This window comes from Bacillus sp. CBEL-1 (assembly GCF_004348885.1).
GTDB lineage: Bacteria > Bacillota > Bacilli > Bacillales > Bacillaceae_H > Priestia > Priestia aryabhattai_A.
In genome coordinates this window covers 66609-88517 of the sequence record NZ_SBIM01000010.1, presented here as the reverse complement: position 1 = coordinate 88517, position 21909 = coordinate 66609, and the positions used below count along the sequence as shown (strand labels likewise).

The 21909-nt window shown below is 38.5% G+C and carries 20 protein-coding genes and 2 riboswitches; of the genes, 17 read left to right on the top strand and 3 right to left on the bottom strand.

Annotated features, from left to right (window positions below):
* The 5 genes from EPL02_RS08085 to EPL02_RS08065 form a co-directional block, all read left to right on the top strand.
* Positions 1-86 (top strand): IS3 family transposase (locus EPL02_RS08085; protein ID WP_131887123.1); only part of this gene is annotated, 86 nt, incomplete at its 5' end.
* A gap of 201 nt (positions 87-287) precedes the next feature.
* On the top strand, positions 288-974 hold the full coding sequence (locus EPL02_RS08080; protein WP_094912316.1) for an HAD hydrolase-like protein: 687 nt from the start codon (positions 288-290) through the stop codon (positions 972-974).
* Positions 975-1509: 535 nt separating this feature from the next.
* Positions 1510-2829, top strand: a complete 1320-nt coding sequence (locus EPL02_RS08075) for an aspartate aminotransferase family protein (RefSeq protein ID WP_094912318.1) — start codon at positions 1510-1512, stop codon at positions 2827-2829.
* A gap of 158 nt (positions 2830-2987) precedes the next feature.
* Positions 2988-3085: riboswitch (SAM riboswitch) on the top strand.
* Positions 3086-3185: 100 nt separating this feature from the next.
* Positions 3186-3290, top strand: a riboswitch (SAM riboswitch).
* A gap of 70 nt (positions 3291-3360) precedes the next feature.
* Positions 3361-4563 carry a M20 family metallopeptidase gene (locus EPL02_RS08070; protein WP_131887429.1) on the top strand — a complete coding sequence of 401 codons (1203 nt, stop codon included), beginning with the start codon at positions 3361-3363 and terminating at the stop codon, positions 4561-4563.
* A gap of 91 nt (positions 4564-4654) precedes the next feature.
* Positions 4655-5467 (top strand): protein-glutamine gamma-glutamyltransferase, encoded by an 813-nt coding sequence (locus EPL02_RS08065; RefSeq protein ID WP_094912321.1) that lies wholly within the window; start codon positions 4655-4657, stop codon positions 5465-5467.
* A gap of 193 nt (positions 5468-5660) precedes the next feature.
* Here the strand turns inward: EPL02_RS08065 and EPL02_RS08060 are convergent, their stop codons facing one another.
* The gene (locus tag EPL02_RS08060) at positions 5661-6320 is read right to left on the bottom strand and encodes a hypothetical protein (RefSeq protein ID WP_094912322.1); all 660 of its coding nucleotides are present in this window, start codon (positions 6318-6320) and stop codon (positions 5661-5663) included.
* Between the two features lie 417 nt (positions 6321-6737).
* On the opposite strand from EPL02_RS08060, the gene EPL02_RS08055 reads away from it, so the two are divergent.
* Entirely contained in the window at positions 6738-8081 is a 1344-nt protein-coding gene (locus EPL02_RS08055; protein WP_131887428.1) for a 5'-deoxyadenosine deaminase, read from the top strand.
* Between the two features lie 296 nt (positions 8082-8377).
* The gene (locus EPL02_RS08050; RefSeq protein WP_094912324.1) at positions 8378-9703 is read left to right on the top strand and encodes an NCS2 family permease; all 1326 of its coding nucleotides are present in this window, start codon (positions 8378-8380) and stop codon (positions 9701-9703) included.
* Between the two features lie 37 nt (positions 9704-9740).
* Here the strand turns inward: EPL02_RS08050 and EPL02_RS08045 are convergent, their stop codons facing one another.
* Both EPL02_RS08045 and EPL02_RS08040 read right to left on the bottom strand, forming a co-directional pair.
* Positions 9741-10253 (bottom strand): shikimate kinase, encoded by a 513-nt coding sequence (locus EPL02_RS08045; RefSeq protein WP_131887427.1) that lies wholly within the window; start codon positions 10251-10253, stop codon positions 9741-9743.
* Between the two features lie 76 nt (positions 10254-10329).
* Complete coding sequence (locus EPL02_RS08040) at positions 10330-10509, bottom strand: YvzF family protein (protein ID WP_131887426.1); 180 nt, start codon at positions 10507-10509, stop codon at positions 10330-10332.
* A gap of 165 nt (positions 10510-10674) precedes the next feature.
* On the opposite strand from EPL02_RS08040, the gene EPL02_RS08035 reads away from it, so the two are divergent.
* The 10 genes from EPL02_RS08035 (at position 10675) to EPL02_RS07990 (ending at position 21898) form a co-directional block, all read left to right on the top strand.
* Positions 10675-11595 (top strand): DMT family transporter, encoded by a 921-nt coding sequence (locus EPL02_RS08035; RefSeq protein ID WP_286175330.1) that lies wholly within the window; start codon positions 10675-10677, stop codon positions 11593-11595.
* A gap of 184 nt (positions 11596-11779) precedes the next feature.
* Positions 11780-13198 carry a PTS system trehalose-specific EIIBC component gene (gene treP / locus EPL02_RS08030; RefSeq protein WP_094912327.1) on the top strand — a complete coding sequence of 473 codons (1419 nt, stop codon included), beginning with the start codon at positions 11780-11782 and terminating at the stop codon, positions 13196-13198.
* Positions 13199-13236: 38 nt separating this feature from the next.
* On the top strand, positions 13237-14922 hold the full coding sequence (gene treC, locus EPL02_RS08025; protein WP_131887425.1) for an alpha,alpha-phosphotrehalase: 1686 nt from the start codon (positions 13237-13239) through the stop codon (positions 14920-14922).
* Between the two features lie 56 nt (positions 14923-14978).
* Positions 14979-15695, top strand: a complete 717-nt coding sequence (treR, locus tag EPL02_RS08020; RefSeq protein ID WP_094912329.1) for a trehalose operon repressor — start codon at positions 14979-14981, stop codon at positions 15693-15695.
* A gap of 212 nt (positions 15696-15907) precedes the next feature.
* Entirely contained in the window at positions 15908-16627 is a 720-nt protein-coding gene (gene pxpB / locus EPL02_RS08015; RefSeq protein ID WP_131887424.1) for a 5-oxoprolinase subunit PxpB, read from the top strand.
* Positions 16617-17624: a 5-oxoprolinase subunit C family protein gene (locus EPL02_RS08010; protein ID WP_131887423.1), complete on the top strand. Its 1008-nt coding sequence runs from the start codon at positions 16617-16619 to the stop codon at positions 17622-17624. Before pxpB ends, EPL02_RS08010 begins: the two co-directional genes overlap by 11 nt.
* Positions 17625-17637: 13 nt before the next feature.
* A complete protein-coding gene (locus EPL02_RS08005) occupies positions 17638-18393 on the top strand; it encodes a LamB/YcsF family protein (RefSeq protein ID WP_131887422.1) in 756 nt (251 codons plus the stop codon).
* Positions 18394-18402: 9 nt separating this feature from the next.
* Positions 18403-19590 (top strand): NRAMP family divalent metal transporter, encoded by a 1188-nt coding sequence (locus EPL02_RS08000; protein WP_094912336.1) that lies wholly within the window; start codon positions 18403-18405, stop codon positions 19588-19590.
* A 336-nt stretch (positions 19591-19926) separates the two neighbouring features.
* Positions 19927-20910, top strand: coding sequence for a permease (locus EPL02_RS07995; RefSeq protein ID WP_131887421.1), 984 nt, complete (start codon positions 19927-19929; stop codon positions 20908-20910).
* A 10-nt stretch (positions 20911-20920) separates the two neighbouring features.
* A complete protein-coding gene (locus EPL02_RS07990) occupies positions 20921-21898 on the top strand; it encodes a TIGR03943 family putative permease subunit (protein ID WP_131887420.1) in 978 nt (325 codons plus the stop codon).
* The last annotated feature ends 11 nt before the right edge of the window (positions 21899-21909 follow it).

The following is a 21909-nucleotide window of genomic DNA, read 5'->3' as shown; positions in this document are numbered from 1 at the left end:
GCTATATTACGTATTATAACCATGCCCGTATTCAAACAAAATTAAACAACCAGTCTCCTGTACAATACAGAAAACTGGTTGTTTAAAAGGTGTTTTGATTCCTGTCTCAAAAACAGGGGTCAGTCCCTGAGCGTTCAGGTTTTTTGTTGATTGTGAAAACAGTGTTGGAAACAGAGTAGCTGTAGCGCATTGGAACAAACTTGAAATTGGTTCATAAAGGTTTTATTTACTTTTTATGGTATTATGAGTGAGAGATTAGGTTTTAATTGTGAAAAGGAGAGAGAGTAATGATAGAATCACTGATTTTTGATATGGATGGAACGTTGTTTCAAACGGATAAAATTTTAGAGATATCACTGGATGATACCTTTAACCATTTACGTTCACTAAATGAATGGAATGCTGAGACGCCTATCGATAAATACCGTAACATTATGGGGGTACCTTTGCCGAAAGTATGGGAAGCTTTATTACCTAATCATTCGAATCAAATAAGAATGCAAGCAGACGCTTATTTCTTAAATAGATTAATTGAGAATATCAAAAGAGGAAAAGGTGCTCTGTATCCTAACGTAAAAGAGATTTTTAATTATTTAACAGAGAATGATTGTTCCATTTACATAGCGAGTAATGGTTTAAAGGATTATTTAGAAGCTATTGTAAGTTACTATCGTTTGGATAATTGGATCACTGAAATATTTAGTATTGAACAAATAGAAACCTTAGACAAAAGCGATTTAGTTAAAGAGATTATAAAAAAATATGATATAAAACAAGCGGCAGTAGTAGGAGATCGACTATCGGATATCAACGCTGCCAAAAATAATAGTTTGATTGCAGTAGGATGTAATTTCGATTTTGCACAAGAACATGAACTCGCTCAGGCTGATATCGTAATAAATGATTTAATTGAACTCAAAGCAATTGTACCTATGTGTAAAGGGTTAGTGGTCAGTGAAAATCACGCCAAATAAAGAGCGTTCTCAGAATAAAAGAGTAGCCTCATTAAAAGTTGTTCCTATAAAAAGCCCGTGATTGGAATGAAGGATGCACCACTCCAGCAAGACTAGCGAGGTAGGTGAGACCCCGCAGTATACGAGGAGGCTCAGCGCTCGCCCTGCGGAAAGGGAGCAATCCGAAGTGAAAATCACGCCAAATTAAGAGTGATTTTTAAATTATACTAAGAAAAGAAGTCATCCCTACTAACTAAATAAGAACTACTAATTACCATAAAAAATTTATATATATGCAATTGATTTTTATAAAAATACATAGTAGAATAAAACGGAAATGTTATTCTATCAAAGTTTTATTAACAGATTAAAAAAGAAGAAAAGCATAAAAATAAAACGAATCTACTTTATATACAAATCCTATAGAGTCGTAGTTTAGGGTGCAATCAATATTCTTAAAACCCTCATTTACACCGGCATACACATCATTTATGATAAAGACATCAAATTTTTTTAGAATATTTTAAATAATTTGTTAGCAAACAGGAGGATTACTATGTCAAACGATTGGAAACATCTATTTAACAGAATGCCTGAGCTTTTAGCACCTACTATGGCAAAAGATCATCCGAATCTACCCGTTGTAAAAGAAGAAGGATGCTACTATTACGGATTAGACGGCAAACAATACCTAGACTTTACATCTGGAATTGCAACAACCAATGTTGGACATCGTCATCCAAAAGTTGTGCAAGCTATTAAAGATGGAGCTGACCAGTTACTTCATGGACCTTCTGGCGTTATCATGTATGAGTCTATCTTGAGATTAGCTGACGAATTAGGAAAAGTTACGCCTGGTAACTTGGACTGTTTCTTCTTTGGAAACAGCGGAACGGAAGCAATTGAAGGCGCTTTAAAGCTTGCTCGTCACGTAACAAAACGACCTTACGTCGTGTCATTCTTAGGCTGTTTTCATGGACGTTCAATGGGAGCATTAAGCGTCACAACTTCAAAAAGTAAATACCGTCAGTTTCAGCAGCCTTCTGGGTTAACATATCAAATTCCATATGCCAATCCAAAAGAATGTCCAGACGGTGTTGATGTAGATGCTTATTTTGAAGACAAGCTTGAAAAAGACTTTAATACTTTGTTTAAGCATCAAGTAACGCCAGAAGAAGTGGCTGCTGTTATTTTAGAGCCCGTTCTTGGTGAAGGTGGCTACATCATTCCACCAAAAAGCTGGATGAAAAAACTTCGTGAAATCTGCGATCGTCACGGCATTTTACTTATTTTTGATGAGGTACAAACGGGATTTGGACGTACTGGCGAATGGTTTGCTGCGCAGACATTTGATGTCGTACCAGATATTATGGCAATTGCAAAAGGAATTGCTTCAGGCATTCCACTAAGTGCTACCGTTGCTTCACAAGAGCTTATGAAGAAGTGGCCTCTTGGGACGCACAGTACTACGTTTGGCGGTAATCCAATCGGATGTTCAGCTGCGCTCGCTACGCTTGAAGTACTTCAAGAAGAAAATCTTCTCGAAAACGCAAAAGAAATGGGTGCTTATGCGCTCAAACAATTGGAGCTGTTAAAAGAAAAGCATTCGCTAATTGGAGACATCCGCGGAGTGGGACTCATGATTGGAATTGAGATTGTACATCCTGAAACAGGTGAACCGAATGGGGATGCACTATTTGAAATTCTAGACTTAGCTCTTGAACAAGGCGTGCTCTTCTATTTCTGTGGCAATGCAAGCGAGGTAATTCGCATGGTTCCACCTTTATCCGTAACAAAAGAGCAGATTGATGAAGGTCTTGCTATGCTGGATCATGCCATTTATTTATATGAGCAAAAAGTTGCTATTAATGTTTAAAGAGAGTGCTTAAAGCACTCTTTTTTTTGGTCTAGCCATGATAGCGGTATCATATTGTTAGAAAGAAAAATCTTTTCAGAAAAGTCATTGACATTCCCTTGTTCAGCGTGTAACATAGGATTTAAGTTATCAACAAGATTCTACAATATTCGACAAACTTCTTATCCAGAGAGGTGGAGGGACTGGCCCTGTGAAACCTCGGCAACGGACATTTGAACCGTGCCAACTCCAACAAGCGGTGCTTGATAGATAAGAAGAGAGCTGGTTCTTACATTACGTGATCCCAACCTCTTCTTACAGTCATTAAGCCACTGTAAGTGGAGGTTTTATTATTTTACAAATACATACTGTACGTTTTCTTATCTAGAGAGGTAGAGGGACCTGGCCCGATGACACCTCAGCAACAGGCTGATTGCACTGTGCTAATTCCAGCAAGCTTTTAGAAGCTTGAATGATAAGAAGCAGGTTCTTTAGATAAGGAAGCTTCTTCTATGAAGCTTCCTTTTTATTTTTAGTAAATGAGGTGTAGGAATGAATTCACAGATAGAAAAGCTTAAAGAAAGCATTATTGAGTATATTAACCAACAAGCTCAAACTTACATAGATACAAGTCATGCGATCCACGACCATCCTGAAATCGGAAATGAAGAGAAATTTGCATCTTTTCTTTTATGTAAGCTGCTAGAAGAAGCAGACTTTACCGTAGAGCGTGGGGTAGCAGGTCATGCTACGTCCTTTTTAGCAAGAAAAGCATCTGCAAGGAAAGGACCGAAAATTGGGTTTCTTGCTGAGTATGATGCGCTTCCAGGGCTTGGACATGCTTGTGGACATAATATTATTGGAACAACTAGCGTAGGAGCAGCAATTGCACTTAGCCAAGTTCTTGACGAAGTAGGAGGAGAACTCGTTGTGTTAGGAACACCAGCTGAAGAAGGTGGACCAAATGGAAGCGCAAAGGGAAGCTTTGTAAAAGAGGGTCTTGTGCAAGACTTAGATGCTTGTATGATGGTTCATCCAGGGAAAGAAACGTGTATTACAGGGACAACGCTAGCTGTGGATCCTATTGATTTTGAATTTTATGGACAAGCATCTCATGCAGCATCAGCTCCTGAAGAAGGTATTAACGCGTTAGATGCTGTTATTCAGTTATTCAATGGAATAAATGCACTTCGTCAACATGTAAAGAGTAATGTGAAAATTCATGGTATTATCACAGATGGAGGAACAGCTCCCAATATTGTTCCCGACTATGCAAAAGCTCGCTTTTATATTCGCGCACAAACGCGTAAAGAGTGTGATCAAGTCACAGAAAGAGTACAGCAAATCGCAAAGGGAGCTGCTATGGCAACAGGAGCCAAGCTCAACGCATTTTTTATCCAAAACAAAGTAGATCATATGCAGCTAAATCGCGCTTTTGATCAAGTATTTAAAGAAGTCTTTACGGAATTAGGAGAAAACGTAGGTACGGCCCATAAGCCTGGAATTGGTTCATCTGATGCAGGAAACATTAGTCAAGTGGTGCCAACGATTCATCCTTATATTAAAATTGGTCCCGAAACGCTTTCATGGCATACAGATGAATTTCGTGAAGCGGCTAAATCTCCAGAAGGCGATAAAGGATTGATTCAGGGAACAAAGGGCCTTGCTATCATCGGTTTGCGCTTATTAACGGAAGGGGATACGCTTTTTACTATAAAAGGCGAATTTAATAAGAGACATAAAAATCTAGGTTAGAAAACACCTCTTCTTTCATTCACATAAAAGCTTCCTTTCACTCGTATGATAAAGAGAAAGTGAGTGAAAGGGGGACGCACTTATTATTATTGTGCAGGGTCGTGCACTAAATGTGAATGCCGTACCATATAGCATGCTTGAAGCGAATAAAGCACAGATTTTGAGAAAAATGGCTCAGTATCAAACAATCTATCGTTATGATAATATCGTGCAGTTAGATTTTGAGCTTACTACCCGCTTGCGAATTGTAGAAGCATCGTATTTGTTATATAGAAGTGGTGCAAGGTTTGCAACTTTTAAAGAATCTAAATGTAACGAAGCATATTGGCTTCGTACTGAAAAGGGAGGGTTCAAGCTAAAAGAGAACGTGTTGCCATCCGTCGCGTTAAACGATATTTTCTTTAACGGTTCGCTTTATGCATTTGAATGTGCAGTTGCCATTGTCATGGTGTTTTATAAAGGCGTGTTAGAGAGTATCGGAGAGAGAAATTTCAATCAATTATTTACGAATCTAGTGTTATATAGCGGTAAGTTTGATGAAGATCTGAATCTAAAAAATCATAATGGTTATGATTTTTTAGAAGGGGACTGCGCTTATTTCAAGAACCCTGATTACCATGAAGATACCCCTCAGTGGCAAGGTGAAAATACCATTATCGTCGGGAACGACTTGTATTTTGGACACGGCGTAGGCGTTAAATCCGCTGAAGGAATTATTGAGCGCCTAAATGAAAAAAGAAAAGAAAACGCAACGGAGTCTGCCTACTTAACGTCATACATTACGCGTGTTGGTTTCCGCTACCTTAGCCAATTTTATATTCATCGAGATGTCTTGGTTGACGTTGACTATGATAAGCTTCCGCTTGTTATCAGTCAAATTGGCTCAAGCACATACATTGGTTAATAAAAACCCCCGCTTTCACAAAGCGGGGGTTTCTTATAATAAATGATAGTAGTGAAACAATAAACATGCCAACATGCCTTAGTTGCTATAGAAAGAGGCATATCCTGCTATAATAAATAAAAGAAGTAGTGCAATTGTGATACTAATAACCCACAATGACAATTTCTTCATAAAGAATACCTCCTCAATTTATTTAAAGAGTAGAAGATGAACCACCTGATGAACCGCTAGCTGTGCCGTATACAGTTTGGCGTTTTACACCAGCTGTTTTAAATCCAACCTTCCAATTCCAATCAATTTGTCCGTAAGCACGGTTAGAAGAAATCCATGTCTTGGAGCTTTGTTTTGAAATTGAAACTAGAGGATTGACGTTTTTCACTACTTTTCCACTAACGCTTTGTACAGATGTAACCTTCGATCCACTTGTAGAATAATAGACTGTAGCTTTCACTTGCGTTGTAGTAAATCCCGCAATTGTATACTTTGCTGTATAGGAAGCTGTGCGTGATATACTAGACGGTAATGTGGCAAAACGTGGCGTTGCATATGCAGATGCTACGGCTGTATTGCTTGTAGGTGCGTCATCGTAAACAACGGTCTCTGTAACTTCAATCGAATCAAGTAGTTCGTCTGGGTGATTTAAGTAGTAGATAACTTTTTCTTGCTTTTCAGGAGATAAAGCTGAAAATTGTTCTGCTGAATCCGACTCCCCTTGGCTATTAAGATAAGCAATATATGAAGAGATAGTATATCGCTCAGACTCTGTGCCCATTGCTGAAGCAGGTTTTGTTGCAAGAAAAGAGAAGCCTAAAAGCATGATTGATAAACAAAAAATCATTTTCTTTTTTAACATTTGATGTCGGCCCTTTCCATAATTACTAGGTAAATAGAATCGTAACGACTATTACTTTACCATATTTTCCTGAAGAAACGACAAGTTTCTTTTAAAACAATCTAGAATAACTAGGTTAAGGTGCCTTTAAAAAATTTCAATGTGCAAAAAAAGTATGTAAGGTTTTCTAACATTTTTCTGGCATTACTGTTAAAAAGAGAATATGATGTATTCAAGATCACATTATTCTCCTGCGATTTCGTATAACCTCTTGAAAAAGGGACTTAGGATTTTTCGTGAATCCACCTTCCTAGCTGTGTAAAACCAGCTAGGAATTTTTTTTACCTTTTCAATAGACAGAATAATTAGTTATTTGTTTATATATAATGAAACGCAAGAGAACGATGGATTTAAAGAGAGATTAGGGGGCTTGAAGAAATGCAGCACATTTTAATTAAAAATGCAGAAATTATTACAATGAATGAAAGGAATGACATTGTATATGGAGACCTATACATAGTAGGAGACCGAATTGCTGCTATTGGTAAAGAATTATCACCAGAAAAGGTCGATAGAGTCATTGATGGAACAAACCGGACAATTGTTCCTGGTTTCATTCACACTCACATTCATTTATGCCAAACAATGTTCCGTGGTCAAGGCGATGATTTGGAGTTGATGGATTGGCTTCAAAAGAAAATTTGGCCTTTAGAAGCTGCGCATGATGAGGAATCCATTTATTACTCCGCATTATTAGGTATTGGAGAGCTAATTAAAAGTGGCACCACAACCATTGTAGATATGGAAACCGTGCATCATACCGATTCAGCATTTGAAGCCATTGCACAAAGTGGTATTCGTGCTATCGCTGGCAAAGTAATGATGGATAAAAAGGCGGACAATATGCCAAAAGCATTACAGGAAACAACGGCATCTTCAATTGCGGAAAGTGTTAGGCTGCTTGAGAAATGGCATGGCTCTTATAACAATCGCATTCAATACGCGTTTTCTCCCCGATTTGTTATTTCGTGTACGGAAGATTTACTAAGAGAGGTTGCCCATTTATCTGCAGCATATGATGTGCATGTACATACGCATGCGTCTGAAAACCAAGAGGAAATCCGAATAGTAGAAGCAGAAACAGGCATGCGAAATATTTTATATTTAGATCATTTAGGATTAGCTAATGAGCGGTTAATTTTAGCGCACTGCGTCTGGCTGAATGACCAGGAAAAGGCAGTGATTAAAGATAGAGGAGTGAAAGTGAGTCATTGTCCAGGTTCCAATATGAAGCTTGCTTCAGGGTTTGCTGAGATTCCACATCTTCATGAGCAGGGTATTTGCCTCAGTTTAGGAGCGGATGGTGCGCCTTGTAACAATAACCTTGATATGTTTAATGAAATGCGCCTTGCGGCAACGATTCATAAGCCTTCCTATGGACCTACAGCGATGAATGCAAAGCATGTATTAGAGATGGCGACCATTGGTGGAGCAAAAGCTGTTGGGCTTGAAAATGAAATTGGAAGTATTGAAGTTGGAAAAAAGGCAGACTTAGCGATGCTGAATCTTTATCAGCTTCATACATTTCCATCTTACGGAGTCGACCCAATTTCACGCGTTGTTTATTCAGCTACGCGAGGAGATGTGGAAATAACGATGGTGGACGGCCAAATTGTGATGGATAACCGAGTTTTAAAAACAATTGATGAGAAGATTGTTTTAAAAGAAGCAAATGGCTCCATTGAACGTTTATTAAAAAGGGTATCGCTGCTTACGTCATAAGTAGCTAAATTTTTTATTCCTATTTTAATTTGAAAATTAAAAATAAATCGAATATAAAAAGTTTTATTATGATAACGTTTTCTGTCTTTGCATCTTTTAGAATTAGGACTATAATAGGACAAAAGATTTTACTTCAAGATGTGAAAAGTGTACGTTCTAGCCATAATAAGTGGTGGAGTTTTCTCTGCCGCTTATTATGTTTTTGTATGAGCTCTAATGAAAAAATTAGTTGTTCAAGACGCCTGATCACCACAGATTGAGGTTATTTTATAACAATAAACAGGGAGGCGCATGTTTTGGAGCGTAGTAGTATATTAGAGCGCGTGTTTAAACTCTCAGAACGTCAAACAACGCCAAAACAAGAAATTTTGGCGGGCTTAACCACCTTTATGACCGTTAGTTACATGGTTATCGTCAATCCGCTTATTTTATCTGACGCTGGGATTCCAAAAGAAGCAGCGTTAGCGGCAACGATTTATGCTATCGTATTCAGTACGTTACTAATGGCGTTATGGGCTAACTTTCCAATTGTTACTGGTCCTGGTATGGGATTAAATGCATTCTTTACGTATTCGGTTGTGTTAGGACAAGGTCTATCTTGGCAAACGGCTCTTGGTGCAGTCTTTATATCTGGTATTTTATTCTTTTTATTAACCGTAACTGGTATTCGTAGCAAAATCGTTGATGCCATTCCGAATGTTTTAAAAGCATCAATTGCTGTTGGAATTGGCTTGTTTGTTGCGTTTATAGGGTTAAAAAACGCAGGGCTTGTTGTAGCCAATGAATCAACATTTGTTGGTGTTGGAAACGTGTTGGACAAGGGGCCGTTATTAACAATATTCGGCTTGATTTTAGCCGCTGTTTTAATGGCTAAACACGTAAAAGGTGCGTTAATTATTAGTATTTTTGCTACGACTGCAGTAGCAATGATTGTTGGGTTTCAAGCTCCGCCAACCGCTATTAGCGACGTGTTTTCAGCAACTCCGCCAACAATTGGTGACACGTTTATGCAGATGGATCTAAAAGGTGCCATTGCATATGGAATTTTCTCTGTTGTTTTCTCATTTACAATTGTAGAACTTTTCGATACGCTGGCAACGCTAATTGGTTTATCTAAAAAAGCAAATTTAGTTGATGAAAATGGCAAGATTCCAAACTTAAATCGTGCGCTAGCAGCTGATTCAGTTGGAACAATGGCGAGTGCTATATTTGGTAGTACAGCTTTGAATACGTACATTGAAAATGCAACAGGAATAGCAGAAGGTGGACGTACTGGGTTAAAAGCATTAACAGTAGCTGTGTTGTTTTTATTTACCCTTTTCTTTGCTCCGTTAATCGACTTTATTCCATCAGTTGCAACGGCTCCAGCATTAATTATTATTGGTTCCTTAATGCTTAGCGATATCAAAAACATCAACTTTGATGATTTTACGGAAGTAGTTCCAGCGTTTTTAACCATTATTATGATGCCGTTAACTTACAGCATTGCTGAAGGGTTAGCGTTCGGTTTTATTTCATATACTGCTATTAAACTCTTCACTGGACGCTACCGAGAAATTCACTGGATGATGTACGTTATTACAGTTGCTTTCTTTATTAACTTCTATATGATGAGTCATTGAGAAAAGACGCCTTCTGCACAGCAGCAGAAGGCGTCTTTTAGTTTTTCTTAAGAACAAAGCTAATAATTTCATCAGCTACTTCTTCAGGTGTTAAGGTATCAGTTACAATTTTTTGATGATAGGATTGATAAATGGCTTGGCGATTATAAAATAGTTCTTCTATCTCTGCTAAACTTTTTCCTTGTAGAATAGGGCGTGTTGGAAGTAAATCATCCAATCGTTCTTTCCACGCATCAAAAGACAGAGATAAACAGATAACAATGCCATCTTGTAAGCAAGCATCTCGAATGGCATCTTGTAAAAAAGCGCCTCCTCCAAGAGACAAAACGGTCTTTTTCTCTTTTACGAGCTGAGAAATCGTTTCTTTTTCTTTTTGCCGAAAAAATGCTTCTCCATGAACACGAAAAATTTCCGTTGTTTGCATGCCCATACTTGCTTCAATACGCTGGTCCGTATCAATGAATTGAAAATCTAGTTTGCGTGCAAGTGCTTGTCCAATCGTTGTTTTCCCTACGCCCATAAACCCAACTAAAACGATGGTTTGCTCCATGTTGTAACCTCTTTCTATCTATGAAATATTAATGGAATTATAATATAGGTTGAAGTATTTGTAAAAGTGAGACAAATTAGTTCGCTTGCTTTAACTCCATTGATAAATAAACCCGCGTCGTTTTACGATTCGCATATTTAGGGTTATTGCTTCGATTATATTCAGGGGACTGGTGTTTGATAGTGTAATGTTTTTCGAAGCTTTTAATCATTTCTTCAATTTCTTTGGCGTCCCCTGCGAGCCGTACCTCAATCATGTATAAGCGCTCCTTTTTCTGTGTAATTGCTACGCTATCATATCACGAAGAGTCGATTTTCGTAATTATTTCGAGTAAAGAATATCTAGAAATTCAACTATATTAGCGTTACAATAGAGAAGTTGAAAATAATGGATAAGAGCAGTACGTTAGGTGGGAGAGTTATTGAATAAATATAAAATTTACGGTGTTTTGGTATTCGTCATGTTGTTGTGGGGAGTGAACGTTGTTGCGCTCAAGCTACTTGTAGGCGCATTTGCTCCTGTTACGATGACGGCTTTTCGAATTCTTTTTGCGGGGATTGCCGTTTTGGTTTTTCTTAAAATTACAAAATCACTGCGTAAAATTACGTTAAAAGAGCTTGGATTTATTACGATGGTTGGTTTTTTTAACGTTGTTTGTCATCACTTCTTTTTGTCAACGGGATTAAAAGAAACCAGTGCGTCAAACGGAGCGTTAATTTTGGGGCTAAGTCCAATTTTAACGACGATTTGTGCAGTTTTCTTTTTAGGCACGAGGCTAACATTCTTCCGTTTTGTTGGCGTAGTGAGTGGGTTTTCTGGAGTTGCTTTTATCGTATTAGCTGGAAGCGGAGCGGTCACGGGTGGAACAAAAGGTGATTTGTTTGTCTTTTTATCTATCTTAACGCAAGCCATTAGTTATGTGTTTATTCGACGTGCTTCAACAACATTGGATGCACGTTTAATGACAGGATGGATGCTAATAACAGGGTCAGCGTTTTTACTTGGAATTAGCTTCATTATAGAACCACACGGATTGCAAACGATGGCACAAACAAGAATAGACTTATGGCTATTGTTCTTAGGTTCCGCACTGCTAGCAACAGCATTTGGACATATGGTTTACAATCAAGCCGTCCAACATATTGGACCGGCAGAGTCATCCATTTTTGTAAATTTAAATCCATTTTTTGCGCTTGTTAGTTCAGCTGTTTTTTTACAAGAAGAAATTCAAGCAGCTCAGCTGTTTGGCTTTCTATTTATTGTAGCAGGTGTATTCTTAGGTAGTGGCTTAATTGATAAATGGTTCAATCAAAAGAAAAATACAATACATTCACATGTGTAAGAGAGGCATTCTTTTAAAGAATGCTTTTTTATTGTTGACTAACTTGTATATACAGGTTAGTATAGAACACGTAATACATGTATATACAAGTTTTAGTTACGCTATGTTTTATACGTTAGCGCAATTAAAAATATGGGTACCTCTTTTATAAGAAATGAAAGCGATAACAAGGAGGAAGAGGATTATGGCTGTGAATCGTACATCTGTCGAGCAAATCATTGAAGCCGTTGGGGGAAAAGAAAACATTTCAGCAGCAACTCACTGCGTGACGCGTTTGCGCCTAGTGCTGCATGATGAAAAGAAAGTAAATGAAGAAGCGCTAAATAATCATGATTTAGTCAAAGGCTTCTTTTCAACAAATGGACAGTTCCAGGTGGTCATTGGCCAGGGAACAGTTGATAAAGTTTATAAAGAAATGGTAACGATTACAGGTATCGGAGAATTATCAAAAGACGAAGTGAAAAATGAAGCTGCGAAAAATTTAAACCCGTTGCAGCGAGCTATTAAAACATTAGCTGACATCTTTATTCCAATCTTGCCTGCCATCGTAACGGCTGGTTTGTTGATGGGGATTAACAACATCTTAACGGGGCCAGGGATCTTCTATGATGATAAGTCGCTAGTAGATGTTCATACACAATGGAAAGATTTAGCGAGTATGATCAACTTGATTTCAAATACCGCATTTGTCTTTTTACCGGGTCTTATTGGTTGGTCAGCTGTGAATCGTTTTGGAGGAAGTCCACTGCTCGGTATTGTGCTAGGGTTGATGCTTGTTCACCCAGACTTATTAAATGCATGGGGATATGGTGAAGCACTTCAAAAAGGTAACATTGATACATGGAACTTATTTGGTTTAGAAGTTGAAAAGGTAGGTTATCAAGGTCAGGTCTTACCTGTACTAGTTGCATCATTGGTGCTTGCTAAAATTGAAATCTTTTTAAGAAAGCGTATTCCAGATGGTTTTCAGCTTTTAGTTGTAGCACCTGTTGCGTTATTACTAACGGGATTCCTGGCATTCATTGCAATTGGGCCTGTAACGTTTGCAATTGGAAACGCTATTACAGCAGGAGTTGTATGGTTGTTTGAAACAGCTCCGTTTATCGGTGGTATCATTTATGGTGGACTGTATGCACCTCTCGTTATTACCGGGATGCATCATACGTTCTTAGCTGTGGATCTTCAGCTCATTGGTAGCATCGGTGGTACGTTCTTATGGCCAATGGTGGCATTATCAAATATTGCGCAGGGGTCAGCTGCATTTGCCATGATGACATTGGCTAAAAATGATGAAAAACTTCGCGGGTTATCACTAACATCAGGGGTATCTGCATGGTTAGGAATTACAGAACCCGCCATGTTTGGAGTAAACTTACGTTATCGATTTGCGTTTATTTCAGCCATTATTGGTTCTGCTATTGCAGGTGTTATCGTTACAATGAATGGTGTAAAAGCAGCATCCATTGGAGTGGGTGGAATTCCTGCACCGCTATCCATTTTACCAAGCGATTGGGGAGCTTTTTTAATCGGAATGGCAATTGTAATTGTTGTGCCGTTTGTTTTAACGCTACTTTTTGGAAAGCTACAGAAGAAAAAAGTATAATATCAAAATGAATTGTAAAGAAAGTGATGGTGATGAAGATGACGCAGCCGTGGTGGAAAAAGTCGGTTGTTTATCAAATTTATCCGAAGAGTTTCTATGATACGTCTGGCAATGGCGTTGGAGATATTAATGGAATTATTGAGAAGTTAGATTATTTAAAAACACTTGGGGTTGATGTCGTATGGCTTACTCCAATTTATCAATCGCCACAGCGCGACAATGGATATGATATTAGCGATTACTTTTCAATTCATAGTGAGTATGGCACGATGGAAGACTTTGAACGCTTATTAAAGGAAGCTCATAGCCGCGATATTAAAGTTATCATGGATATTGTTGTGAACCATACTTCAACAGAGCACAAGTGGTTTCAGGAAGCACGAAAATCGAAGGAAAATCCGTACCGTGATTTTTACATTTGGAAAGATCAAAAAGAAGATGGTTCGGCTCCTACGAATTGGATTTCCAAATTTGGTGGATCTGCGTGGGAGCATGATGAACTAACAGATCAATCTTATCTTCATTTGTTTGACGTAACGCAGGCGGACTTAAATTGGGAAAACGAAAAGGTTCGTAAACAAGTGTATGATATGATGCACTTTTGGTTTGAAAAAGGCGTTGATGGCTTTCGATTAGATGTTATTAACTTAATTTCAAAAGATCAGCGCTTTTTAGATGACGATGGGAAAACGCCTCCTGGAGACGGTCGTAAATTTTATACGGATGGACCTCGCGTTCATGAGTATATGAAAGAAATGAATGAACAAGTATTTTCAAAATACGATAGTATGACAGTCGGAGAGATGTCTTCAACAACGATCGATCATTGTATTAACTACACGCGTCCCGACCGTCAAGAGTTAAGTATGACGTTTAATTTTCATCATTTAAAGGTTGATTATCCTAATGGTGAAAAGTGGTCAGTTGGTGACTTTGATTTTCTAAAGCTTAAAGATATTTTATCAACCTGGCAAGTTGAGATGAATAAAGGCGGAGGGTGGAACGCACTATTTTGGTGTAACCATGATCAGCCAAGGGTAGTTTCTCGCTATGGAAATGACAAGGAGTTTCACGACAAGTCTGCTAAGATGCTTGCCACAACTATTCATATGATGCAAGGTACGCCCTATATTTATCAAGGTGAAGAGATTGGGATGACTAATCCAGGCTTCAATGATATTTCCGATTACCGTGACGTAGAATCACTTAACATCTATGAAATTAAGCGTAAAGAAGGCATGAGTAAGGAAGAGATTATTTCAATTTTAAAAGCAAAGTCTCGCGACAACTCACGCACACCCGTACAGTGGAACGACAAAGAACACGGTGGGTTTACGTCAGGAACACCTTGGATCAACGTGGCTTCTAACTACAAAGAGCTAAACGTAGAGGGTGCTTTAAAAGACAAAACATCCGTTTTTTATCATTATCAAATGTTAATTGCGCTTAGAAAAGAATATGATATCGTTACAAGCGGAGATTACGAGCTTCTTTTAAGCAACCACCCAGAGATATTTGCATATGTGCGAAACGGAACGAATGAAAAGCTTCTCGTAGTGAATAATTTCTATGGTAAAGACGTAACGTTTGAGCTACCTGAAACGGTTGATGTCGAAGGCTATAAAAGCGAAATCTTATTATCAAACTATGATGATTCATCATTAGAATACGCTAAGGTGCAGCTTCGCCCTTATGAATCAATTGTATATCGTCTTAAAAAGTGAACGATGAGTGACAACTCATCGTTCTTTTTATAAAATAAACGAAGGTAGGTGAAGTCATGAAAGAAAATAAGTTTATGCAAATCTATGAAGAACTAGTGGAAAATATTAAACAAAAGAGATGGCCACCTCATACAAAGCTACCTTCTGAAAATGAGCTAGTGGTGGCGTATCACACGTCTCGTGAAACAATTCGAAAAGCCTTGAATCTTTTATCACAAAACGGTTATATTCAAAAAATTAAAGGCAAGGGATCTTATGTGTTAGAAGTATCGCGATTTGATTTCCCTATTTCAGGACTTGTTAGTTTTAAAGAGATGGCTGAAAAACTTGGACATGAATCAAGAACAGTGGTTGAAGACTTTGAATTAATTAAGCCTGATAGTGAACTGTGCACGCAGCTAAACAGTACATCGCGAGACTCCATTTGGAAGGTGGTACGTGCGCGTGAAATAGATGGTGAGAAAATTATCTTAGACAAGGATTTCTTTTTACAAAAAAAGGTTCCTCATTTAACTCGTGAAATTTGTGAAGGGTCTATCTATGAGTATTTGGAAAAAGAAGTAGGTTTAAGCATTAGCTTTGCTAAAAAAGAAATTTCGGTAGATGAAGTAACGGAAGATGATGAGCGCTATTTAGATTTAAAAGATTATACTCACATCGTCGTTGTAAGAAATTACGTTTATCTTAATGACGCAAGTTTATTTCAATATACGGAATCGAGACACAGGCTGGATAAATTTCGGTTTGTAGATTTCGCAAGAAGAGGCATTTAAAGAGCAGAGGGGGAAAATTCTCTTAATTCTTTAGTGCTTTTTCTTTTGCTTTGCCAAATCATAATCCGTGTCTTTTGGCACAATTATGATCGAAAGCTTGAAATAACGAGATTATTTTGATTAATTGAAACGTAGTGTGTAATTTTTTTGAGGTAGGAATTGAACGATTACATTCAAGAGACAATAGAAGGGAAGAAAGGAGTGGATAACGAGTGAACACTGAATACAACATTTATCCATTGGGAGATAGCGGTATCGTTGTCTCATTCGGTGAGGTTATTCATCCAGCAATACATACAAAGGTCCAACAGTTTATAGCGACTCTTGAAGCTAATCGTTTTGAAGGCATAATTGAATATGTACCTGCTTTTACAACAGTAACGATTTACTATAAGCCTTCTAATTTTGCTAATCGAGTTGGAAAAACCCCCTATGAAATCGTAAAAAATAAAGTAGAAGCCCTTCTTCAGCTCCTAAAAACTGAAGGCGAATCAACGTCTCGTATTGTTGAAATACCGGTTTGCTATGGTCATGAGTTTGGGCCTGATTTAGACCATGTTGCAAATTATCATCAACTTACGGAAGAAGAAATAATTAAGATTCATTCATCCGAAGACTACCTAGTTTATATGATTGGGTTTGCACCCGGCTTTCCATACTTAGGTGGAATGAACAAACGATTAGCTACTCCACGAAAGGGAAATCCTCAAGCGGCCATACCAAAAGGGTCAGTTGGTATTGCAGGAGAACAAACAGGAATTTATCCGCTTGAAACACCAGGAGGATGGCAAATCATTGGACGAACGCCCCTATCATTATTTAAGCCACTAAATCAAAAGCCAGTTCTTTTAAAAGCGGGAGACTCCATTCGTTTTATACCGATTACCAAAGAAGAATATGTGGCTCAAAAGGAGGGTGACCATGAGTATTAATATCATCCGGCCAGGGTTACTAACAACTGTTCAGGATTTGGGAAGACAAGGATTTCAAAAACAAGGAATTATCGTGAGTGGAGCTATGGATGCTCTTGCTTTTCGAATTGCAAATTTGCTTGTTGGAAATGAAGAGGGAAAAGCAGCACTAGAAATCACCTTAATGGGACCAAAGATTAAGTTTGAAGAAGATACGCTTATCGCAATTACGGGAGGAGATTTGTCACCAACAATTGATGATGAACCCGTTAAGATGTGGCGTCCTGTTTTTGTATCAAAGGGCAGTATGTTAGCATTTGGTTTTCCAAAATCAGGATGTCGTGCTTATTTAGCTGTATCTGGTTCATTTGCTATGAACCCAGTGATGGGAAGCTTATCGACGTCATTACGTCCAGAAATCGGTGGCTTTAAAGGGCGTGCGCTGCAGGCGGGAGATCGGCTACTTTGTCACCCTAAAACAAAAGTAGGAGAACTAATTCGTAGTCGGCTTATAACCAAGCAGACGGATAAGCCTTTCAAGCAAGCATTTTGGACCATTCATCCAGATTTTCTGCCGCGATACGAAGAAAATCCAATAATTTCAGTAATTGAAGGACCGGAATACAGTTGGTTTACGGAAGAAAGTAAGGTGTCTTTTTTTAATACAAGCTATTCAGTTACTCCTCAATCAGATCGAATGGGATATCGATTGCAGAATGAGAGTACAGTACTGAAGCAAACAAACCAACGAGAGCTGCTATCAACTGGGGTTACGTTTGGTACTATTCAAGTTCCAAATGACGGTCAACCGATTATTCTATTAGCTGACCACCAGACAACAGGTGGTTATCCGAGAATTGGTCAAGTAGCGTCAACTGATTTTTCTACACTTGCACAAGTACCGCCTGGAAAACAGCTGACGTTTAAAATGATTTCATTAAAAACGGCGCAAAAGTGCTTAATGAAACAAGAGAAATTACTTGATCATTTAAAGATAATGCTGAGGATGAAAAACTAAGGGAGGTGTCTTTTTGGTAACAATTGATTTGAATTGTGATTTGGGTGAAAGCTTTGGTGCTTACATTATTGGAAATGACGAAGCGATATTACCGTACGTAACGTCTGCTAATATTGCTTGTGGCTTTCATGCTGGGGACCCTTCTGTCATGCAAAGAACCGTCGAGCTAGCGCTTCGAGAAAACGTCGCAATTGGTGCGCATCCAGGACTGCCTGACTTAAGTGGATTTGGTCGAAGAAACATGGCTATTTCCGCACGCGAAGCGTTCGATATAACGCTGTATCAAATCGGTGCCTTATCAGCTTTTTGTCAAGCTTTAGGAGCACCGTTGCATCATGTAAAGCCTCATGGTGCATTATATAATATGGCGGCAGTGAACACAGAGCTAGCAGAAGGAATTGCAGAAGCGATTTACACAATAGGTGAAGAGGTAATTCTGTACGGACTAGCAGGAAGTGCGCTTGTTACAGCTGGAAAGCGAATTGGCTTATCAACCGCAAACGAAGTGTTTGCAGACCGAACGTATGAAAAAGATGGTACGTTAACGCCTCGAACGATTAAAGGCTCTGTTATTCATGATACCCAACAAGCCATCAATCAAGTTATTACCATGATCAAAGAAGGAAAAGTACATACCCGTCAAGGGGAACAAATAAAAATTGAAGCAGATACAGTTTGTATTCATGGGGACGGACCGAATGCTATTGTATTTGCAAAATCCATTCATCATCAGCTTAAGGAAGAAAGAATTATTATCCAAACAAGATGAGGTGACAGCATGAAAACAAACCGCAATTGGAGCGTCTTGCTGGGCGCTGCGTTCTTAATGGCTACATCAGCTGTAGGGCCAGGCTTTTTAACTCAAACTACGGTGTTTACCCAAGCATTAGCTGCTAGCTTTGGGTTTGTTATTTTACTTTCTATTTTATTAGACATTGGTGTTCAGCTAAATGTTTGGCGAATCATTGCAGTTTCAGAAAAGCGAGCGCAAGATATTGCCAATATGGTTGTACCGGGACTAGGTTTATTTCTAGCTATTCTGATTGTAATTGGAGGTCTAGCGTTTAATATTGGAAACGTAGGCGGAGCTGGATTAGGACTAAACGTATTATTTGGCATTTCACCACAGGTAGGAGCGATTATTACGGCAGTTATTGCCATTGGTGTGTTTCTTGTAAAGGAAGCTGGCAAGCTAATGGATCGATTTGCACAGCTGATGGGAGGCATTTTAATTTTACTTATGATTTATGTTGCCTTTTCGTCTTCTCCACCGGTAGGAGAAGCAATTGCTAAATCGTTTATGCCAGATCAAATTGATGTCATCGCAATCGTAACGTTAGTAGGTGGAACAGTAGGAGGTTATATTACGTTTGCTGGTGGTCATCGCTTGTTAGATGCTGGGATTAAAGGGAAAGCTGCTATTCCAGAAGTGACAAGAGGTGCTGTATCGGGTATTACCATAGCATCACTCGTTCGAATCTTTCTTTTTCTTGCAACATTGGGCGTCATCAGTCAAGGGTTTACGTTAAACCCTGATAACCCACCCGCATCTGTATTTCAGCTCGCAGCAGGAAATATCGGGTATAAGCTGTTTGGCGTAGTAATGGCGGCAGCTGCAATTACATCCGTCATTGGTTCAGCTTATACGTCTGTATCATTTATTAAATCATTTAATAAAAAAGTTGCTCAATATGAAAACTGGGTCATTATCGGTTTTATCACTATATCAACATTGGTGTTTTTAACTATTGGTCAGCCCGTTACCCTCTTAATTTTAGCAGGTGCTTTAAATGGGCTAATCTTACCAATCTCGCTTGGTACAATGCTTGTAGCTGCCTATAAGAAAAAAATTGTAGGAGACTATCAGCATCCACTTTGGCTTACCATTTTCGGCACCTTCGTTGTAGTTATTATGGCTGTTATGGGTGTGTATACGCTTTTTAAGCAGCTAGGACAATTATTTTAACGTAGCAGAGAACTGAGACATAAGTAGTGAAGTCCCTACTGTACCTGAACAATCAAAAGTTTTATAACTTTTGATTGTTCAGGTTTTTTATTTATTCGAAAAAAAATATTTGGAAACAGGAATGGACCGCAGCGCAATGGAACGAAGTTGTCTAGTGAACCCAAAGGTATGGCCATAGTTATTGTTTGTCTTCTAGAAGTAATCATTTTGTTGTGTCCCAAACTCTTTTTATGATTTCTAGCATAAATACTCTACTATTCCTCATATGGTAGTTAATAGATTCACATAAAAGTACTTAATGGAAATGATAGAACAGCCGGAGGTGGATGATAGAGTATGACGCTATCAAAAGTAAGTAAAGAGTTAGTTGGATTGTTGCTGCTGCTGTTGTTTGGGTATTGTTTTTTCTTTGTTGATATAGATACAAGTAACTTAGCTATTCCCACATCTTTACTGAATGTCAATACGATCTTTCTAAGCATTGTTTTTGAAGCTATACCATTTATTTTGCTTGGTGTGTTTGCATCAGCTCTGATTCAAGTGTTTATATCAGAGCGAGCGATTCAGCGAATGATTCCAAAAAATCCATATCTTGCACTCGTATCGGCCGTCGTAGTTAGTGCCATCTTACCGGTTTGTGAATGCGCCATTATTCCGGTTGTAAGAAGGCTTTTGAAAAAAGGAATGCCGTTGCATGTTGGAATGGTTATTTTAGTTGGAGCACCCATTCTAAATCCAATTGTATTTGCTTCTACGTTTTATGCATTTCAATCCGATTTGTCTATTGTATATAGTCGAATGGGACTTGCTGTGATTGTGTGTTTGCTCATTGGGTTAGGGATTTATTGGACGTTCCGTAATCAAAATCAGCTTAAGGATGTCCACGTCCACGTTCATTCAGATCATGGAAAAGGAAATCGTCTGAAGCAAACACTTTATCATGCGAGCGATGAATTTTTTGATATGGGAAAATATTTATTATTTGGCGCACTCGTTGCCAGCCTTTTTCAAACGTTTTTGGATCGACAGGTTCTTGTCAGCTTAGCCAGCAATGAATACGTATCGTCTGCAGTCATGATGGGGTTTGCTTACGTGCTTTCCTTGTGTTCAGAAGCAGATGCATTTGTTGCTTCATCTTTTGCTCATACGTTTACACCGACTGCGCTGCTTGCCTTTTTAGTGTATGGACCTATGATTGATTTAAAAAATACAATTATGCTATTTGCTTTTTTCAAAAAGAAGTTTGCTATTCGATTTATTTTAATGATCACGGTTATTGTTTACGGAGTTGTGATGATGTATGGATGGCTAATGGGATGAGGAGGATATTATGAAGCGAATGGATGAACAGTTTATCACCTATATCCGAGGCATTTTCTTAATTGGGTTTGCGCTTTTAATGTTTAAGCTTATTTTGACTGAGCAAATGGTTTACTTTATTGCTCCAAAAATGATGCCGTTTATTTATTTTTCTAGCATTACATTCTTTCTCTTAGGAGTTGTGCAAATTTGGCGAAGCAGTATAAAGGTTGAGGAGGGGGGAAGCTGCGCTTGCGAACATGATCATTTTGAAAAAGGGAAGGTTAAGACCTTGTTTATTTATCTCTTATTTTTACTGCCAATTATGACCGGCTTTTTATTACCTAATCATTCATTAGGAAGCTCAGTGGCTGAAAAAAGAGGAATTAAGTTTGCAGAAGGAGTAAAAGAAACTCCTACGCCAGAGCAACGCCAAGAATTGCAAGAGAGCGCAGATGCTGAACTAGAAGACTATATGAACCAAGTATTAGGAGCGGAAGTTGAAGAGCCACAGGAAGATGGAGGCGTTCCTTTGGAGCATCCCAAAGGGTTCGTACCTCAGCAGGCACCAGAAGGGTATTATGAAAAACTAGAAGCTAAGCTAATGAAGCAAGATCATATTGTAGTAAGCGATAAAGAATATATTCCAATCATGAATATCATCGAGACAAACGTTGAAAAATTTGTTGGAAAGACGATTGAAGTAAAAGGTTTTGTGTATCGGGAAGAAGGGTTTAAAAGAGATCAATTCGTAGTCGCCCGCTTTGGCTTATCTTGCTGCGTAGCGGATGCATCCGTATATGGAACGCTTTCAACCGCTTCGAATGCTACAAAACTGGAAACGGACGAATGGATTAAAGTACAAGGAACCATCGGCCAACAAGCTTATAACGGCGCTTCATTGCCATACGTAAACATAGAAAAAGTCGAATCCATTGATCGTCCAAAAAATCCGTATGTCTATGAGATGTATCAAGGTGAACAGCTTGTAGCACCTGGTGGGTCTTAAAATAAAAAAGA